Genomic DNA, 18,833 nt, shown 5'->3' on the forward strand with positions numbered 1-18,833 from the left:
CAAACCAAAACACGCTGACGACGGATTTTCCATGACAAGATTTTCTACGACATAAGCATAGTCGAATCAGGCTGGCTGTGCAGGAAAGGTCAGATCTGACAACGAATACCGATTGCTTAAGCATCGAGATGTACGGGCGACCACAGAGGTAAGGCGGGACGTTTTGCGATGCGGGAAAAAATAACCCCCGAACGGGTGAACCGACTCGGGGGTTGGGATTACGTAACGCTATTGTCGTTATTGCAGGACGGAAATATCCGCAACCTGCAAGAACAGTTCGCGCAGTTGGCTCAGCAGCGTCAGGCGGTTCACACGCACCTGCTCATCTTCCGCCATGACCATCACCTGATCGAAGAATGCATCGACAGGTTCACGCAGTGAGGCCAGTTCAACCAGCGCTTCCTGATAGCGGCCTTCAGCGAACAGCGGCGTCAGTTTGTCACGCAGCACGACAAGGTGCGTGGCCAGCGTAATTTCCGCCGCGTCTTTCAATACGGCAGCATTGACGCTCTCGTTCAGCGTATCGGTAGACTTCGCCAGAATGTTGGAAACACGCTTATTAGCCGCTGCCAGCGCCGCCGCCGCATCCAGGGAACGGAAGTGGCTGACGGCTTTGACGCGGGCATCGAAATCAGCCGGACGGGTAGGACGACGCGCCAATACCGCCTGAATGGTATCCACGCTGTGGCCTTCTTCCTGATACCAAGCGCGGAAGCGGCCGAGCATGAACTCAATCACGTCATCCACAACTTTGGCGTTAGAGAGCTTATCGCCATACAAACGCACTGCTTCTTCGGTCAGCGTCTGCAAATCAAGCGGCAGACGTTTTTCGACGATGATGCGCAGCACACCGAGGGCGGCACGACGTAGCGCAAATGGGTCTTTGTCGCCTTTCGGGTGTTGGCCGATGCCAAAAATCCCTGCCAGCGAATCCATCTTGTCGGCAATTGCCAGCGCACAGGCCACCGCAGAAGATGGCAGTTCGTCACCCGCAAAGCGCGGCTGATATTGCTCATTCAACGCAACGGCAACATCTTCCGCTTCGCCATCATGACGCGCATAGTGCATCCCCATCACGCCCTGCGTGTCGGTGAATTCAAACACCATGTTGGTCATCAGGTCACACTTCGACAGCAGACCCGCACGCTTTGCGTGATCCACATCGGCACCAATCTGGCCAGCAACCCAGCCAGCCAACGCCTGAATACGGTCAGTTTTGTCGCGCAATGAACCTAACTGCTGCTGGAACAAGACGGTTTCCAGACGCGGCAGGTGATCTTCCAAACGCTTCTTACGGTCGGTATTGAAGAAGAACTCAGCATCAGCAAGACGCGGGCGCACCACTTTTTCGTTACCGGAAATAATCTGCTGTGGATCTTTGGACTCGATATTGGCAACAAAGATGAAGTTAGGCAGTAGATTGCCGCTGTTGTCGTAAACTGGGAAATACTTCTGGTCACCTTTCATGGTGTAAACCAGCGCTTCGGACGGCACAGCGAGGAATTTTTCTTCAAATTTCGCGGTCAGCACCACTGGCCATTCCACCAGCGAGGTGACTTCTTCCAGCAGGCTGTCGCTCAGATCGGCATTACCGCCAATCTTACGTGCAGCTTCTTCTGCATCGGCTTTGATTTTCGCTTTACGCGCATCGTAGTCGGCAACGACTTTACCACGCTCCAGCAGAATCTGCAGATACTGTTCGGCATTATCGATCGTAAATTCAGCTTCACCCATAAAGCGGTGGCCGCGAATAGTACGGGCTGAGTCGATACCCAATACCTGGCCGGGGATCAGTTCTTCACCCAGCAGCATGGTTACAGTGTGCACCGGACGCACAAACTGCGTTTCTTTGTCGCTCCAGCGCATCAATTTTGGAATCGGCAACTTCGATAATGCGGTGCTTACCATGCCAGCCAGCAGCGCCTGCGCCTGCTCGCCTTTCGCGTGGGCGCGATACAGCAGCCACTCGCCTTTGTCAGTCGTCAAACGTTCAGCTTGCTCCACGGTGATGCCACAGCCACGCGCCCAGCCTTCTGCTGCTTTGGTCGGTTTACCTTCTGCATCAAACGCTTGTGAAATCGCCGGACCACGTTTTTCTACTTCACGATCGGGCTGAGACGCGCTTAAGCGTGCCACTTTCAGCGCCAAACGGCGCGGCGCGGCAAACCAGCTTACATCACCGTGTGCCAGATTGGCGGCATCCAGCTCCGCCGTGAAATTCGCGGCAAAGGATTCTGCCAGATTACGGAGAGCCTTCGGCGGCAGCTCTTCCGTGCCAATTTCCACCAGAAAAGTCTTGTCAGTCATCGCTGCCTCTTAGCTCTCTTTCTTATTACACATCGGGAAACCCAGCGCCTCACGCGAGGCATAATAGGCTTCCGCAACCGCTTTGGTCAGGGTACGAATACGCAGAATGTAGCGTTGGCGTTCGGTAACCGAGATCGCTTTACGCGCATCCAGCAGGTTAAAGCTGTGCGCCGCTTTCAGAATGCGTTCGTAAGCCGGTAAAGGCAGCGGTTTTTCCAGCGCCAGCAGATGCTGCGCTTCTTTCTCATATTGTTCGAAGCAGCTGAACAGGAAATCGACATCAGCGTGTTCAAAGTTGTAGGTCGATTGCTCGACTTCGTTTTGATGGAACACGTCGCCGTAGGTGGTTTTCCCTAAAGGACCATCGCTCCAGACCAGATCGTAAACGCTATCGACGCCCTGAATGTACATCGCCAGACGTTCCAGACCGTAGGTGATCTCGCCAGTCACGGGTTTACATTCCAAACCGCCAACCTGCTGGAAGTAGGTAAACTGCGTGACTTCCATACCGTTCAACCAGACTTCCCAGCCCAGACCCCAGGCACCCAGCGTTGGGTTTTCCCAGTTGTCTTCCACGAAGCGGATATCGTGAATGGTCGGATCCATGCCCAGTTCTTTCAGAGAACCGAGATACAGCTCCTGAATATTGTCCGGTGATGGCTTAATGACGACCTGAAACTGGTAATAGTGCTGTAAGCGGTTCGGGTTTTCACCGTAGCGCCCATCGGTCGGACGACGAGAAGGCTGCACATAGGCAGCGGCCATCGGTTCTGGCCCCAGTGCCCGCAGGCAGGTCATTGGATGTGAAGTGCCTGCGCCGACTTCCATGTCCAATGGTTGAACAATGGTGCAGCCCTGGCGAGCCCAATAATCCTGTAACGTCAGGATCAGGCCCTGGAAGGTCTTGGTATCAAACTTTTGCATGTTGGATTCGCGCGCGATACAAGTGGATTTATAAGGAATGCGCCAGTATACCCTCTGACCGCAAGATATACAGCCAGAATGCGGCAACAAGTGCAAATCCCCCGTCATCATCTTTCAAATTTCAGGATCAGCCTGAAAAAACGGTCTGCAACATCTTCAGGCTCAGCAGCAACAGCAACGCGGCAAAGGCCTTCTTCAGCGTCGCCACGGGCAGACGGTGCGCCAGACGAGCACCAACGGGCGCGGTGAAGAAGCTGACGGCAGAAATCAGGAGAACGGCAGGCAGAGACACATAGCCGACGCTGTAGTCAGGTAATCCCGTCGTCGACCAGCCGTTAATCATGTAGCCCAGCGCGCCGGAAAGGGCGATCGGTAGCCCTACTGCTGCGGAGGTGCCAATCGCCTGCTGAATACGGACGTTGCACCACGTCAGGAACGGCACCGTGAGCGACCCACCGCCGATAGCCACCAGCGCCGAAATACTGCCAATCACCAATCCCGCCAGCGAAACGCCTGCCGTACCGGGCAACTGGCGCTGCGGTTTTGGTTTGATATTCAGTACCATTTGCAGCGAAACGTAGGCCATAAAGCAGGAAAAAAAGATCGCCAGCGTCCGCGTTGGCAACAGCGTCGCCAGCCAGGTAGCAGCGAATGTCCCGATCAAAATGGCAGGCGTAATCCGCACCACCACAGGCCAAAGCACCGCCTGATGCTGATGATGCGTACGCAGGCTGGAAATTGCCGTGACAACGATGGCCGCCATTGACGTTCCCAACGCCAGATGTACCAAATGTGTATTATCTACGCCCTGTGCAGCAAACAGCGCCGTTAGCACTGGCACCATAATGCCGCCGCCGCCAATGCCCAATAACCCCGCCATAAAACCTACTACCGCGCCTAATGCCAGATAGGCTGCTATCCACTCTACTGCCATTCCCTGTACCCCTGTCTCTGTCTATACCCGTCATACTTCAAGCTGCTTGTGCGTTGGCTGCCCTTACTCACCCCAGTCACTTACCTGAGTAAGCTCCTGGGGACTCGCGCGGTTGCCGCCTTCACGCAACTCGAATTATTTAGGGTATTGCTTTTCTTATGATCGATTAAACAGCCCTGAGCTGTTGGCAAAGCATTATTCACGATTCCGCGACGACTTTCCGCCCCATCCGTAAACGACTTTTCATATCTGCGAGCACGCCCGCAAAACACTGGTTGCCTATACAGCACCGTAAATGCCATGATCGAAGCCTACTTGTAACAGACTGCCTTACAATGAACAGCTCACCATAATCAGGAGAAAGGTATGCAACGCTGCGGCTGGGTGACACAAGACACCTTATATCAGGATTACCACGATAACGAGTGGGGGAAGCCCTGCACCGACAGCCAGAAGCTGTTTGAGTTACTGTGTCTGGAGGGCCAGCAGGCCGGTCTTTCCTGGATCACCGTTCTGAAAAAACGCGAAGGCTATCGTCGTTGCTTCCACCAGTTTGATCCTGAGCAAGTGGCACAGATGACGCAGGATGACGTGGATCGGTTGGTGCAGGACAGCGGCATTATCCGCCATCGCGGGAAAATCGAGGCGATTATCACCAATGCAAAAGTGTGGGTGGCGATGGAAAGTCAGGGTGAGAGCTTCTCGCACTTCATTTGGTCTTTTGTCGAACACCAACCGCGTCTCAATCACCCCGCTTCACTCGCCGAGGTTCCCGCCAAAACGGACATTTCGGATGCCATGTCAAAAGCCCTTAAGAAACGCGGCTTCAAATTTATCGGTTCAACCATCTGTTATGCCTTCATGCAGGCGGGTGGATTGGTCAACGACCATGTAACAGACTGCTTTTGTCATCAGGAAAGCCCCTCATGATTCGCCCTTACCGCGACCCCGATCTTGCGCCGCTGATGCAGCTTTGGCTAAAGAGCACCATTCTGGCGCACCCGTTTATTCGTGAAGGTTTATTCATGAAGATGACGGGCGATAAAGTGCCAGCGCGGTACGTGAGATCTATATTCCCGAGTCGCAAACCGAGGTTTATGAAGAGCAAGGAAGCCTCATCGGCTTTATCAGCGTGCTGGAGGAATGGTCCATTGGCGCGCTGTTTGTGGAGCAAGCCTATTCACGTTTGGCCAGGTCTTCTTCTCGCTTGGCCAACGCTTTTTCTTTTTCATCCACGGTGTGCTCCTCGGCATACGCGGCATACGCCAGTTGGGGAATAACAGAGTTGTCCGCTTTGGTGCCCATCTCTTCTAACGATTTGATGCGCCACTGCGGCAAGATTTGATCAGCACGCTCGGTGCCTTCTTTTTCGACGAGATAGTCACGAACGCCACGCAGCAGATCAGCAAGCAGCTCCGTTTCAAACGGCAGCGCAAATTCCAATGGTGCGTTATCGCCGCTGGCTTCGGAGAATTGTACGTCGGGCAATCCCTTAATCGCAGGCGGCACCGCGCCGAGAAAACCAACATGGCGGGCATAGTAATGACCGGGTTTCGGATTGCCGGGTGTGTCGGGCAGATAAATAGACAGTGAGCGCTTTTTGTAGCTGCCCGCATTGAACGCCTCGGCGAACACCGGATTAACTTGTTTTGGCTCGGTGTAAACCAGCCCATCGCGGACTTCAAAACGTTTAGCCCAACCGTAAGCGGGAGCGGTCAGGCTCGGATGACCAATCACGAACGGGGCTTCAGATAACGACGGGTCGTAACTGCTAGCCAAATCAATGCAGTTATCGAGCGTGAACGTTAATCACGCGGTTAATAATATCCCCGCCGCGATTGGCATTGGTTGAGGCTTATCCGGCAATCTGGCTGGCATGTCGGGCATTATCGGCGTTGTTCTTCACGGTAGCCGTTAGTTCTTCCATGCTGGCTGCCGTTTCTACAATCGCCGCTGATTGCTGCTCAGTACGCGATGACAAATCATTATTGCCCGATGCGATGTCAGAAGAAGCGCTCTCAACGCTGTACACGCTTTGACGAATATCAGTCATTAAATGACGTAATTTCTCCGTCATCACCATCATGGCCGTCGTTAATTGTCCCAGCTCATCATGCCGTTCAACCGTGACATTCGCTGAAAGATCGCCACCAGCAATCCGTTCTGCCAGCTTCAGGTTGGTGATAATAGGTCGAGTAATTTGTCGAGTAACAGACCATGCGATCAGTAAGCCGAATACGCTGGCAATCGCTCCTAGAATCAGCGTTTGCTACAGCTTATGAGAAACCTTGAGGTTACTCATAATCCTGGTAAAAAATGCATTTCCGTCCCCATTAATAAATCATATCTGCCTAAAACATCCCGTAGATAGGCTTATCGGTTTTTCACGGTAATGCTTTACCTGAAAACGAATGATAATAATCACAAAAGAAATATATTAATCAATTAACCACAAAGAGATTTCATGACTATCGTGGAGCACCCTGTATACGGCAGTGACGCGTCTGTATGCGATCGTTCATCATACCCATCGTGCAAATCCCCCATTAATCGCGGTTAACCTTGGGCAGGTGTGGGGCGGTATCGCTTGCAGTCTCTCACCAGCTACGCGATTATTCGATGAGCTATTTCTACGTTAACGTCCTTAATCTGCTGGAGTTTGTGATGAAACCTAGCGTTATCCTGTATAAAAAAGTTTCTGACGATCTACGCGCTCGTTTAGACCAACACTTCACCGTCACTGAACTTGACGCCTTTCCCTCACTCGATCATCCCGCACTGGCAACGGCCGAAGGCATCATTGGTTCCGGCGGCAAGGTCGATAAAGACTTCCTGCAACACGCACCGTGTTTACGCGCGGCGTCCACCATTTCTGTTGGTTACGACACCTTTAACGTCGATGCGCTGAATGAAAAAGGGGTGATTCTCATGCACACCCCAACCGTGCTGACAGAAACCGTGGCGGATGCGGTTCTGGCACTGATGCTCGCCAGCGCACGCCGGGTCGTGGAAGTGGCCGAGCGGGTCAAAACAGGCGAATGGAAAGAGGGGGTCGGCAGCGACTGGTTTGGCACTGACGTTCACCATAAAACTATCGGTATTCTGGGGATGGGACGCATTGGTCTGGCCGTCGCGCAACGCGCCCACTTTGGTTTCAGCATGCCGGTTCTGTACAACGCACGCCGCCATCACGCCGAAGCGGAGCAGCGTTTTAATGCCCGTCACTGCGATCTCGATACGCTATTGGCCGAGTCTGATTTCCTCTGTATCACGCTGCCGCTAACAGCAGAAACGCACCATCTCATTGGCCGCGAACAGCTGGCAAAAATGAAACCCAGCGCCATTTTGATTAATATTGGTCGTGGTGCCGTTGTGGATGAAGAAGCACTGACTGAAGCCTTGGTGAAAGGAACCATTAAGGGCGCGGGTCTGGATGTTTTTGTCAAAGAACCGCTGCCCGTCGATTCTCCGCTGCTGGATTTACCTAACGTGGTGGCGCTGCCGCACATCGGTTCTGCCACGCACGAAACCCGTTACGGCATGGCTGCCTGCGCCGTTGACAACCTGATTGCCGCCCTGAGCGGTCAGGTAAAAGAAAACTGCGTGAATCCGCAGGTTTTGAAATAGCCCTAGATCGACCTCAGCGCTGCGAAGACGCTTTCGCAGCGCTGCTTTTCTCCACTCAGTAACCCCGTTATCACACACAAAACGCTGCGATTTCTCGCAAAAAAACCGCTTTTTCCTAACTAAAAACTGGATAACCAATACCGGTATTGTTCTTTGCTGTTTCCTACCGCCTATGGAAGTATCGGCTGTAACGAGCGATTAACGTCTTCTGCTGTACTCCCCGTTTCAGGACGTAATCGATACGCCTATTCACCTGATAAAAAACAAATTTAATAAAAACCATCACATGTAGGGAAAACCATCGTGGCGACTTTTTTGCATCCTCATCAGAAATTCACTATTTTTGCCTCATTGCTCCTTCTGGGTGGTGCGCTGGGCGCACAGGCAGCGAACGACGCGCCGAAAATCGGCGGCACGCTGATTTATCTGGAGCAGCAGGCGCATACCAATCTCTATACGCCAGCGGGCGGGTTTTATCCGAACGGCGGCATCCTCAACCAGATTACCGATAAACTGACGTACCAGAACCCAGAAACGCTGGAGGTCGAACCGTGGATTGCGGAATCCTGGACCATTAACGCGGATAACACCGAATACACGTTCAAGATTCGTCCCGGTGTCAGTTTCTCTGACGGCACCCCGCTGGATGCCAACGCGGTAGCGAAAAATTTTGATACCTATGGATTAGGAAATACGGCGCTCAACCAGCCGATTTCCGAGGTCATCAATAACTACCTGCGCAGTGAAGTCATCGATCCGCTCACCGTGAAGTTTTACTTTAAGAAGCCGTCTCCGGGCTTTCTGCAAGGTACTGCGACCATCGGTTCCGGTCTGGTGTCCCTCAGTACGCTGGAGCGCAATTTCAATCAGTTAGGCAATGCCAAAAACATTATTGGCTCCGGCCCGTTCGTGGTGAGCAGCGAGAAACTGGGACGCGAACTGAAACTAACCGCCCGTAAGGATTACAACTGGGCGCCGGTTAAATCGAAGCATCAGGGGCGTGCCTATCTGGACGGCATTACCTATCTGGTGACCCCGGAAGACAGCGTGCGTATTGGCGCGCTGGTATCGGGTCAGGCGGACTTCATTCGTCAGATCCAAGCCTATGATGAGAAACGGGTGCAGAGTCAGGGCTTCAATCTTTATGCCCCACCGACACGCGGCGTCAATAACAGTGTCGTTTTCCGCCCAGACAACCCACTGGTCGCCGATATTCGCGTGCGTAAAGCGCTGCTGCACGCCACCAACACCAAAGAGATCATCGCTACGCTGTTCTCGGACAACTACCCACAGGCCACGTCACCGCTGGCTAAAACCGCCGCAGGCTATGTCGATCTCTCCAGCAAGCTCACGTTCGATCCCGCACAGGCTAACAAACTGTTAGATGAAGCAGGCTGGAAAACCGGTTCACAGGGGTTGCGGCAGAAAGACGGCAAAACGCTGGAGCTAACCGCCTATGAATCCCTGCCGCAGCCGCAGAACAAAGAAACCTTACAGCTGGTTTCTCAGCAGTGGGCAAAAGTCGGCGTGAAGCTGAACGTGCTGGCGGGTGACGCAGGCAGCAAGACCGTCGATAGCCTCGACCCGCTGAAAACGGGCGTTGCTCCAGCGATGGTAGGCCGTGCCGACCCGGATGTACTGAAAAGCCAGTATTACCCGACGGTACGCAACGTCCTGCTGCAAAAAGGCGGTTCCAGCGACAAGGTGAACACCTTTGTCGATACACATCTTAATACGCTGCTGGATGGCATCGCCGCTGAAACCGACCGCAGCAAGCGGCTGGCGCTGGTCGGAGAGGTGCAGAGCTACCTGATCGATCAGGCCTACGTCATTCCTATTTTTGAAGAGCCGCAGGTGTTTGCGGGCGCGCCCACCACAAAAGGCATCGCATTTGAAGCCGTTGGTCGCCCCAGCTTTTACAACACCTGGCTGGATAAGTAACACAGAAGAAAGAGGGAGAAGATCATCATGAACCGATATCTGGCACTGCGCATCGGTCAGGCACTGCTCGTCCTGTGGGCGGCATTCACCCTGTCTTTTATCCTGCTTCAGGCTATGCCGGGTGATGCGGTACTGATCAAGTTTCAAAACCCAGAGCTCGGCCTGAGCGCCGAGCAGATCGCGCAGCTGCGTTTATCCTACGGTGCCGATACGCCGGTACTCACGCAATATTTTCATGCGATAGCCCAGATATTACGTGGCGATCTCGGTCTCTCTCTTCAGGCTGGCGTGCCGGTCACCGAGCTGATTGCCGCCAATCTACCGCCTACATTGCTGCTCGCGGTGCTGGGTTTCATCGCCGCCGGGCTGTTAGCGTTCGCCCTCGCGTTCTTATCAACGCTGACGCCGTTTCAGTGGCTGCGAACCGCACTGCAATCGCTGCCATCACTGTTTATTTCCGTGCCGACCTTCTGGCTCGGCATTGTGTTGATTCAGATCTTTTCTTTTCGTCTGGGGCTGATTCCCGTCATTAACCCCGGCGAATGGGAAGGGCTGATTTTGCCAGTTCTCACGCTGGCGCTGCCGATCTCCGCCCCGCTCGCTCAGGTGCTGATGCGCAGCATCGATCAGGTGCAAACCCAGCCGTTTGTTGCCGTCGCCCGCGCGAAAGGGGCCAGCCGCAGCGGCGTGCTCTGGCGGCATATCGCCCGTAACGCGATGCTGCCCACGCTGACCATCGCCGGTTTGCTGCTGGGCGAGCTGATTGCGGGGGCGCTGATTACCGAAACCGTGTTTGGGCGTAACGGGCTCGGTCAGTTGACGCAAGAAGCCGTGAACTATCAGGACAGCAGCGTGTTACAGGCCATCGTGCTGATTTCCGCCGCCGCCTTTGTCGTCGTCAATTTGGTCGTCGACCTGCTCTATCCCCTTCTCGATCCGCGCCTGAAAAGAACGCCAGGAGCCACGCTATGACTACCGTACAGCTGGAAAAAATCACGTTTCCTCTTCTGCGCAAGCGACCGCTTCTGCGTCGCTACGCCTTTCAGCCGGGGCTGGCGCTGGCCTGGCTGGTCATGCTGACCGTCGCACTCTGGGCGCTGTTTCCCGGCTGGTTTACTGGCTATAGCCCGACGGAAGGCATCGCGGGCGCGCAGCGGCTGGCACCTGACGCCGACTACTGGCTCGGTACCGATCAGTTAGGGCGCGATCTCTATGCGCGCATTGTTTATGGCGCGGTGCACTCACTTTCCGGCGCGTTTATCGCCGTCGGGCTAGGTCTGGTGCTCGGTAGCCTGTTCGGCCTGTTGGCGGGTGCCGTTGGCGGCTGGCTGGATAGCGTCGTGATGCGCAGTATCGATGTCTTGCTTGCCATTCCCGGCCTGCTACTGGCGCTGAGCGTCATCATCCTGTTGGGTTTCGGCACGGTTAACGCCGCGATTGCCGTGGGCGTCACCTCCGTTGCCAGCTTCACCCGACTGGTGCGTTCAGAAGTGCTGCGCGTGCGCCACAGCGACTACGTCGAAGCCGCCTATGGCAGCGGCGGCACCTTTTTCAGCGTGCTGTGGCGACACATTCTGCCGAATTCACTGACCACCGTTTTCGCCTTTGCCGCTCTGCAATTCGGCAGCGCGATTCTGGCCATCTCCACACTGAGCTTCCTCGGCTATGGTGCGCCGCCGCCCACGCCGGAATGGGGGCTGCTGATTGCCGAAGGCCGCAACTACATCGCAACCGCCTGGTGGCTAACCACCTTCCCCGGCCTGATTGTCGTGTTAGTTGTGCTGTCCGCTAACCGTATCAGCCAGTCGATCAGGAGGAAGGAACGATGAGCCTGTCAGCCAGCTTACAAACCCGCGCAGCCGTGCCTGTGTTGGCTCTGGAGAATGTCACGATTGCCTATCGCAGTGACGATCGCGAGCAGACGGTGGTCGAAGGCGTCTCTTTCCATATTCAGCCCGGTGAAGTGGTGGCGCTGGTAGGGGAATCCGGTTCAGGGAAGACGACCACCGCGCAGGCCGTCATCGGTTTACTCGCCGAGAACGGCAGGTTAACGCGCGGCGCCATTCGGCTAAACGGCGTGGATATCAGCGGCTGGTCGCAAAAACGATTGGATAGCGTGCGCGGTGCGCAGATCAGCCTGATCCCGCAGGATCCCACCAGTTCACTGAATCCGGTGCAAACCATCGGCGAGCAGGTGGATGAAATTCTACGAATTCATCAGCGGGAAGATCGTCAGACTACGCGCCAGAAAACGCTGGTGCTGCTGGAGCGCGTGGGGCTAAACCAGCCAGAACTGCGCGCAAAGCAGTATCCACACGAGCTGTCCGGCGGGATGAAACAGCGCGTCCTGATCGCCATTGCGATTGCGTTGAAGCCCGCGCTGATTATTGCTGACGAACCTACTAGTGCGCTGGATGTCACGGTGCAGAAACGTATTCTCGATCTGCTTGATGAACTGCGGCGCGAAAATGGCACGGCGGTGCTGTTCGTGACTCACGATCTGGGCGTCGCCGCCGAACGTGCCGATCGCCTGCTGGTTTTCCAGAATGGCTACATTCAGGAACAAGGCCCAACGCTTGAGGTACTAAGTGCGCCGTCAAGCCACTATGCCCGCACGCTGCTGGCGAATGTTCCGTCGCTAAACCCAAGCCCACGTCCACAACGTGCCCCTAAATCTGAATCTGACATTATTGTCTCGGTCGAAAATCTGGTGCAGACCTTTCCCCTGTCGGGCCGTAAAGGGGAACATTTTCGGGCGGTGGATGACGTCTCTTTCAGCGTGGCGCGCGGCACAACGCACGCCATTGTGGGCGAATCCGGTTCCGGTAAAACCACCACGGCGCGCAGTCTGCTCGGATTCCATCATCCCAGCGCTGGGCGCATTCTGATCGACGGCACCGACATCACTCACCTGAAAGGTGAAGCGCTGCGCCAGTTCCGGCAGAAAATTCAGTTGGTCTATCAAAACCCTTTTAGCTCACTCGATCCGTCACAGCGGTTATATGACATCGTCGAGGAACCGCTGCGCAATTTTAATCGCCATACCGCTGCGCAGCGGGAGCGAAAAATTCATGAGATGTTCGAGCGCGTTGCCCTGCCAGTCGCGCTGCTATCACGCAAGCCGCGTGAACTGTCCGGCGGACAGCGCCAACGTGTCGCCATCGCCCGGGCGCTGGTGCTGGAACCACAGGTACTGGTGCTGGACGAAGCGGTTTCGGCACTGGATGTCACCGTGCAGGCGCAGATTCTGCGTTTACTGACCGAGCTACAGGAATCACTGGGGCTGACGTACCTGTTCATTTCGCACGATTTGGCGGTAGTACGCCAAATCGCCGACACCGTTTCCGTGCTGTATCACGGCAAGCAGCTTGAATCCGGCTCGGTGGAACAGATCTTCGCCCAGCCCGAACATCGCTATACCCGTGAACTCATCGAGGCCATCCCCGGACAGCAACACCCGGCTTTTGCCCGTTTTCACCCTCCCCATATTCACACTGAACCCACATTCGCACTAAACCAAGGACTGTAGAATGGCAACGAAACGTCTGGGATTTTTCACGCGATTACTGGATGACGTCTCCGCCCAGCAGCGCTATCGGCTGGCGACGGAACAGATCGTCAAAGCCGAACAATTAGGCTTCGACAGCGCCTGGGTCGCACAGCACCACTTTCACGCAGATGAAGGCGGATTGCCTTCACCGCTGGTGTTTCTGGCACTGGTCGCCGCACGCACCCAACGCATCCAGCTCGGCACTGGCGTGATTACGCTGCCGATGGAAGAGCCGCTGCGCGTAGCGGAAGATACCGCCGTGCTCGATTTACTCAGCAACGGCCGGCTGGAAGTCGGCGTGGGTTCTGGCGGTACACCGTCCTCATTCGCCGCATTTGGTCACGACAGCGCACAGCGCGGACAGATCCTCGGGCGCTATCTGGAAAAACTGCGCGCTGCGTGGCGAGGGGAAGCCTTGAGCGAAGACGGTAATCAGCTCTACCCTGCCGCGCCGCATTTGGATAAGCGCGTCTGGCAGGCCACGTTTTCCATCGAAGGTGCAGAGCGTGCCGGTAAAGCAGGCGATGGCCTGATGCTTTCCCGTACCCAGCCGCGCCCGGAACATTTCCCGGACGCCACGCTCGCCGATCTACAAAACACAATGATCGACGCCTATTTGGCCGCGCTGCCCGCAGGTGTCGCACCGCGCATCCTCAGCTCGCGTAGCGTTTTCGTGGCTGACGATCGTCAATTAGCACTGAGTCTGGCAGAGAAAGGACTTAATCGTTCCGCCGCCCGTTCCGGCACGTTCCGCCCGATCCCTCACGACTCGGTGGAGGCACTGATCGCCTCCTTCGATAGCCATGTTGGCACCGCGCAAGATGTCATCGCGTCACTGCGGGCAGACAGTTCGCTGGAGCGCGCGACCGATGTGACATTCCAGGTGCATTCCATCGATCCGCCGCATGCGCTGATCCTTCGCTCGCTTGAACTGATAGCGACTCAGGTCGCCCCCGCTTTGGGCTGGAAGCCCGCCGTCAAACAGAAAAGCCCAATCGGGCAGGAGATTGCATGACGCACGCTAACACGTTACACACTCATGACGTACTGGATGCGCTGGCTGAAATCAGCCCGGATTCAGCACTCGCCGCCGCCAGAAAAACCCGCGATGCGGCAACTCGCCACACCCAAGGCAGCTACGACGCGCTGTTTAACGCCGACGCCGCAGACAATGCGACATTACCGCTATCGCTACGCTTCTGGTTTGCGACAAAAATCAGCGGCTGGCAGCAGGATGAGCAGCTACAACATTTTTATGCCGAGCGGCTAGCGGACTTCCCTGAACCCGCGCTGACACCCGCGCTACAGCTGGCGCTGGATCATGCCGAACGCCTGACGAAAACGCCCGTGCAAGCCTCGGCGTCCCACGTCAATGCGCTGGAGCAGGCAGGCTGGTCGGTAGACGACATCGTGACGCTGTCGCAGCTCATTGCGTTTGTGAATTTTCAAAGCCGACTGCTGCGCGGCTATCGCCTGATTGCCGGTCATCGCGTTAGCCAGCCGCATTCGCAGGCCGCCGTTGCAGGCCAGTGGCATACCCAAGCACAGACGCACAGCGGTAAGTCTGCACCGCAGGCATTCACTCAGGCGGAACTGGATTGGGAACCGTGGATCACGCCCAAACCGCTGGCAGCATTTAATGCGGATGAGCAGGCGATTCTGGCGCGCTTCGGCCACACCAATTCCGACTATTTCCGTTTGCTAGGCCGCAACCTTCCGGTGCTGGAACAGCGCACGCTGACGGATAAAGGGATTTTCTATACCGCTGGCGGCCTGCCGCGTAAAGAGCGCGAACTGATTGCCGCCGTCACCAGCAAGGTCAACGGTTGCATCTACTGCGCCTCGGTACATGCACGTAAAGCCAGCCAGCTCTCCAAGCAGGACAGTGACGTGCAGCGACTGCTGGACGTCGTCCCCGGCGGCGATTTGAGCATCGGCCAACGTCCACGCTGGCAGGCAATTATCGATTTCTCGGCACGCCTTTCCGCCACGCCCGCACAGGTCAACGCCAACGACCTGAAGCAGCTGCAAGAACAGGGGTTAGATGCGCTGGAGATTGTCGATGTAGTGCAGTCAGCCGCCTTCTTCTCATGGGCCAACCGACTGATGCTCACGCTAGGTGAACCGTTCTGGCCGGAGCATTAATCCAGCTCATGCCATAACCAATCAGGCGGTACGGCATCCGTTCCGCCTATTGCTGTCTATTTTGTCAGGCTGGCAGGGAAATCCACAGGCAATTCGCTGGCAGGGCAATTGATGACATCGTTGTTGTTTTCGCCACAGTCGCGGATGAACGTGATGGTGGCAAACTCATCGATGACTTCGGTGGGGTACGCTGGACCCGCAGCACGATATGCTTCCATTTCAGCAATGTGTTCATTCTGGAAACACACCGTTTTCTCTGGGTGATTGATGATCCAACGCGGGAAGAAGATGGTGCCGTGGAAAAGTTTATCAGCGATATTAACGATCAGACTGACGTCCGTGCCTGTTGGTTCTGTCCATGAAATTTTATAAACCTCGCGGGCGACCTGCACGATATACACCTGCTGATCCTTCACCCAACGGTTACCCACAATGCCGCTGTGAATACGATAGTCTATGGTGTTGGCGTTTTTGACATACAGCTCGTAATTCCAGCCATTATCGTAGGTATAGACCAGATGTTTCCCCACAAAATGGCTCAGATCGTGTTGATTAAATGACGGCATGGTATTTCTCCCTAAGAATGTGAATTCACTCTAGAGCTTTATTATTTCGATGAATAACGCTATTTTTCAGTGAAAACTATTCAATATTTAGATATATCGAAAATGCTGGCAAAGACGACGCTGGAACAGTGGGAAATCCTTCAGGCGGTTATTGATTTGGGCGGCTATACGCAGGCGGCGAATGCGCTGCACCGCAGCCAGTCTTCGGTCAGCTACCAACTTTCTCTACTGCAAAAGCGACTGGGCATCGAGCTACTCACCATCCACGGGCGCAAAGCCGAGCTGACGCCAGAGGGTGAAAGCCTGCTGGCACAGGTGCGACCCGTAATACGTTCATTTCATGCATTGGAAACCTGCGCCCACTCGCTGAAAATGGGCGAACAGACCAGTATCAACCTGGTGATCGACAGCACCTTCCCCACAGATCGCCTATTCCACCTGCTCAGTGCCTTTCAAAAACATCATCCGGCCACACGTATCCACCTAACCGAAGTGCTACGTAATGAAACGCCGGGACAATTGAAGGCGCGCGAGGCGGATATTTATGTCATCACGCCGCGCGAGCTCGACGGCATTGCCGGACAATGGCTGATGAACGTTAATTTTGTCGCTGTCGCACACTGCCATCATCCACTTTTTTCACTACCAACACCGTTAAGCCATGAGGCGCTGTCGCGCTACCCCTGCGTAGAGATTGTGACGCGAACGACGCCGCATACGCAGCCTTCCTCTGCCGAAAATTGGACGTTCACGACGTTTGAAGCTGCCACGCAGGCCGTTTTGCATCAGGTGGGTTACGGTTGGCTGCCAGAAGCTCGGATTGCAGAGCACATTACACGGGGCGAATTACAAATATTACCGTTACAGCAAGGAGAAAGGCGCACCACCCCGCTCTACCTGTTAGCCGAAGAGAAGGGACAGCCGCTCAGCAAAGAGATTCTGACGCTCATCGCGCTGCTGTTCGGCAGGCTCTGATGTCTGAGAGAAAATACTTAGGCGATCAAAAACCCTTACAGACCATAAATGAGCCAAATTAATTTAATAAAAACTAAAAGTGTTAAATATGGACATAAATAAAATATACGGCCTATAATTAGCCCATCAATGGGTTAAATTAAAAAATAGAGTCCATTTATGAACACCCCCTCCACTGCGCCAACACTACTAAAGCTCGACGCCATTAGCGAAGCTATCGACGAACTCCGGCATGAACTCGCGCGTAGCGATGCCTCCAGCAAAGAGGTTATGCTGGAAGACCACATTCATTCTCTGGATGTATTTGGCGTTCAGCTAAATACGCGACGTAAAGCGTTGGGCATCGAACTCGCTACGCTGGAGCTACAGACTGGCGTATCCCTATCCACGTTAAAACGTTTATTCAAAGATCCCGCTCAGGTGAAATTTGCCACGGTTTATAGCGTCTGCTCTGCGTTAGGGATAAAACTGTGCGCCGTCAAGTAAAAGTCTACCTTTACGGTGTCCACATCGGCCAGTTAAGTCAGGACGATAAAGGCTATTTGTTTGAATATAAAAAGTCCTACATCGGCCCGCCATTATCCTTGAGCCTACCGATACAGACCGGAATATTTCGCAGCAAAACATTGCCGCCCTATTTCGCCTCGTTAGCCCCCGAAGGCTGGCTCCGGCGCCAGTACAGCCAGCTACAACATCTGGATGAGAAAGACCTATTTGGTATCCTCATTCAAAACGGTAAGAATCTGATCGGCGCCGTACAACTGATTGCAGAGGATAAAGCATGACAAGATGTCGAATTTTGCTGACACCGCTGACGCATGAAGAAGAGATGGCCACAGGTTATAGCCGTAAAGGGTTGAAGCATCTGACGGGATCAATGCACGCTTCCCCGGCCTTACGTTTCACCCGACAGCAATTTATGCACGACTTGCCACAAGCACAGAAAGGCATGAGCATCTCTGGCTATCAGCCCAAAATTCAGATGGTGTTACAAGATCGGGCATTTACCGTCGTTGATCATCAAGGGCTGTACATTCTCAAACCCTCTCCGATTGAATTTCCCCATTTGGCAGAAAACGAACACGCCACGATGACGCTAATGGCACGCCTGGGGTTTGCCGTTCCACAACACGGGTTACTCCGTTTTAAACCGGAGCAGGCTGATGACGAACCTGAGTTTGCTTTCGTTATTAAGCGCTTCGACCGCGACGAAAAAACGGGTCACCCTATCCATCAGGAACAGTTAGACGGTGCGATGGGGGCCGGTGAAAAATTCGGTAAAATACGAACAGATGGCAGGCAATACGTCAGTTATGAGCGGTTGGCTTTATTCCTTAGCAAACACGTTAATGACAATGTCGTCTTCAAAATAGATCTGTTTCGCCGCATCGCTTACGCCTACATGCTGGGTAACAACGATATGCACCTGCGTAATTTTGGGCTGATACATTCGCGCTCAGGCCAATTAATGCTGGCCCCTATTTATGACTTTGTTTCCGTCGCCCCCTATCCCACCTATTTTTCTTCCTGCTTCATGGCACTACCGCTGCTGATTCAAGAAGAGGGGGATGAAGCGCTCGCACCCGGCTTTGAAACCGCGTACGGAGAGTATCTGGGTATGGATTTCATTCTGTTCGGACAGCGTATCGGGCTGAGTGAAAAGCTTACCAAAAAGCTACTGGCAGACTTCATCAAAGAAGCTGAATGCGTTGAATCAACCTATCGGGATTCCTTTATGCCTGCGGAGGCGATTGATACGACGCTGCGGTGCTATCGACACCGCCTGAATCTTATGAGCATTCTCGATGCAGAACGGATTTAGTGCTTCATAATTAAGTTTTCACACCGCACCACTGCGGATAAT

At 54.5% G+C, this 18,833-nt stretch carries 17 protein-coding genes and 1 pseudogene; 12 read left to right on the forward strand and 6 right to left on the reverse strand.

The annotated features are described in order from the left end of the window. Window positions 1–237 precede the first annotated feature (237 nt). The 3 genes from glyS to EO763_RS21640 form a co-directional block, all read right to left on the reverse strand. A complete protein-coding gene (gene glyS / locus EO763_RS21630; RefSeq protein ID WP_161530177.1) occupies window positions 238–2,307 on the reverse strand; it encodes a glycine--tRNA ligase subunit beta in 2,070 nt (689 codons plus the stop codon). A gap of 9 nt (window positions 2,308–2,316) precedes the next feature. Beyond that, entirely contained in the window at window positions 2,317–3,231 is a 915-nt protein-coding gene (gene glyQ / locus EO763_RS21635) for a glycine--tRNA ligase subunit alpha (protein ID WP_010286428.1), read from the reverse strand. A 127-nt stretch (window positions 3,232–3,358) separates the two neighbouring features. Beyond that, window positions 3,359–4,165, reverse strand: a complete 807-nt coding sequence (locus tag EO763_RS21640) for a sulfite exporter TauE/SafE family protein (protein ID WP_161530178.1) — start codon at window positions 4,163–4,165, stop codon at window positions 3,359–3,361. Between the two features lie 366 nt (window positions 4,166–4,531). On the opposite strand from EO763_RS21640, the gene EO763_RS21645 reads away from it, so the two are divergent. Next, window positions 4,532–5,095 carry a DNA-3-methyladenine glycosylase I gene (locus EO763_RS21645; protein ID WP_161530179.1) on the forward strand — a complete coding sequence of 188 codons (564 nt, stop codon included), beginning with the start codon at window positions 4,532–4,534 and terminating at the stop codon, window positions 5,093–5,095. 246 nt (window positions 5,096–5,341) lie between these two features. Here the strand turns inward: EO763_RS21645 and EO763_RS21650 are convergent, their stop codons facing one another. Together EO763_RS21650 and EO763_RS21655 are read right to left on the reverse strand one after the other, a co-directional pair. After that, the gene (locus EO763_RS21650) at window positions 5,342–5,902 is read right to left on the reverse strand and encodes a hypothetical protein (protein WP_161530180.1); all 561 of its coding nucleotides are present in this window, start codon (window positions 5,900–5,902) and stop codon (window positions 5,342–5,344) included. A 121-nt stretch (window positions 5,903–6,023) separates the two neighbouring features. Continuing rightward, window positions 6,024–6,434 (reverse strand): annotated as a pseudogene (locus EO763_RS21655) (HAMP domain-containing protein); the annotation flags it as partial. 395 nt (window positions 6,435–6,829) lie between these two features. On the opposite strand from EO763_RS21655, the gene ghrB reads away from it, so the two are divergent. The 7 genes from ghrB to EO763_RS21690 all read left to right on the forward strand — a co-directional run bounded on the left by ghrB (window position 6,830) and on the right by EO763_RS21690 (window position 15,428). Then, window positions 6,830–7,792 carry a glyoxylate/hydroxypyruvate reductase GhrB gene (ghrB, locus tag EO763_RS21660; RefSeq protein ID WP_039490601.1) on the forward strand — a complete coding sequence of 321 codons (963 nt, stop codon included), beginning with the start codon at window positions 6,830–6,832 and terminating at the stop codon, window positions 7,790–7,792. A gap of 303 nt (window positions 7,793–8,095) precedes the next feature. Further along, on the forward strand, window positions 8,096–9,733 hold the full coding sequence (locus tag EO763_RS21665; RefSeq protein ID WP_161530181.1) for a TIGR04028 family ABC transporter substrate-binding protein: 1,638 nt from the start codon (window positions 8,096–8,098) through the stop codon (window positions 9,731–9,733). 27 nt (window positions 9,734–9,760) lie between these two features. Continuing rightward, window positions 9,761–10,705 carry an ABC transporter permease gene (locus tag EO763_RS21670; RefSeq protein ID WP_010296559.1) on the forward strand — a complete coding sequence of 315 codons (945 nt, stop codon included), beginning with the start codon at window positions 9,761–9,763 and terminating at the stop codon, window positions 10,703–10,705. After that, window positions 10,702–11,562: an ABC transporter permease gene (locus EO763_RS21675; protein ID WP_161530182.1), complete on the forward strand. Its 861-nt coding sequence runs from the start codon at window positions 10,702–10,704 to the stop codon at window positions 11,560–11,562. Before EO763_RS21670 ends, EO763_RS21675 begins: the two co-directional genes overlap by 4 nt. Beyond that, window positions 11,559–13,262, forward strand: coding sequence for a dipeptide ABC transporter ATP-binding protein (locus tag EO763_RS21680; protein ID WP_161530183.1), 1,704 nt, complete (start codon window positions 11,559–11,561; stop codon window positions 13,260–13,262). Before EO763_RS21675 ends, EO763_RS21680 begins: the two co-directional genes overlap by 4 nt. A gap of 1 nt (window position 13,263) precedes the next feature. After that, window positions 13,264–14,298, forward strand: coding sequence for a putative FMN-dependent luciferase-like monooxygenase (locus EO763_RS21685; protein WP_010296554.1), 1,035 nt, complete (start codon window positions 13,264–13,266; stop codon window positions 14,296–14,298). Further along, window positions 14,295–15,428 carry an alkylhydroperoxidase domain protein gene (locus tag EO763_RS21690; protein ID WP_161530184.1) on the forward strand — a complete coding sequence of 378 codons (1,134 nt, stop codon included), beginning with the start codon at window positions 14,295–14,297 and terminating at the stop codon, window positions 15,426–15,428. The genes EO763_RS21685 and EO763_RS21690 overlap by 4 nt, the downstream gene beginning before the upstream one ends. Window positions 15,429–15,484: 56 nt before the next feature. On the opposite strand, the gene EO763_RS21695 is transcribed toward EO763_RS21690, so the two are convergent. Beyond that, window positions 15,485–15,994 carry a phenolic acid decarboxylase gene (locus EO763_RS21695; RefSeq protein ID WP_039490245.1) on the reverse strand — a complete coding sequence of 170 codons (510 nt, stop codon included), beginning with the start codon at window positions 15,992–15,994 and terminating at the stop codon, window positions 15,485–15,487. Between the two features lie 102 nt (window positions 15,995–16,096). On the opposite strand from EO763_RS21695, the gene EO763_RS21700 reads away from it, so the two are divergent. The 4 genes from EO763_RS21700 (at window position 16,097) to EO763_RS21715 (ending at window position 18,791) form a co-directional block, all read left to right on the forward strand. Continuing rightward, the gene (locus EO763_RS21700; protein ID WP_044207317.1) at window positions 16,097–16,969 is read left to right on the forward strand and encodes a LysR family transcriptional regulator; all 873 of its coding nucleotides are present in this window, start codon (window positions 16,097–16,099) and stop codon (window positions 16,967–16,969) included. Between the two features lie 159 nt (window positions 16,970–17,128). After that, window positions 17,129–17,455, forward strand: coding sequence for a helix-turn-helix domain-containing protein (locus EO763_RS21705; RefSeq protein WP_208851970.1), 327 nt, complete (start codon window positions 17,129–17,131; stop codon window positions 17,453–17,455). Then, window positions 17,440–17,754, forward strand: coding sequence for a HipA N-terminal domain-containing protein (locus EO763_RS21710; RefSeq protein WP_039490249.1), 315 nt, complete (start codon window positions 17,440–17,442; stop codon window positions 17,752–17,754). The genes EO763_RS21705 and EO763_RS21710 overlap by 16 nt, the downstream gene beginning before the upstream one ends. Continuing rightward, on the forward strand, window positions 17,751–18,791 hold the full coding sequence (locus EO763_RS21715) for a type II toxin-antitoxin system HipA family toxin (protein WP_161530185.1): 1,041 nt from the start codon (window positions 17,751–17,753) through the stop codon (window positions 18,789–18,791). The genes EO763_RS21710 and EO763_RS21715 overlap by 4 nt, the downstream gene beginning before the upstream one ends. Window positions 18,792–18,833: the final 42 nt, after the last annotated feature.

Origin of the sequence: Pectobacterium odoriferum, assembly GCF_009931295.1 — a bacterium.
Lineage (GTDB): Bacteria > Pseudomonadota > Gammaproteobacteria > Enterobacterales > Enterobacteriaceae > Pectobacterium > Pectobacterium odoriferum.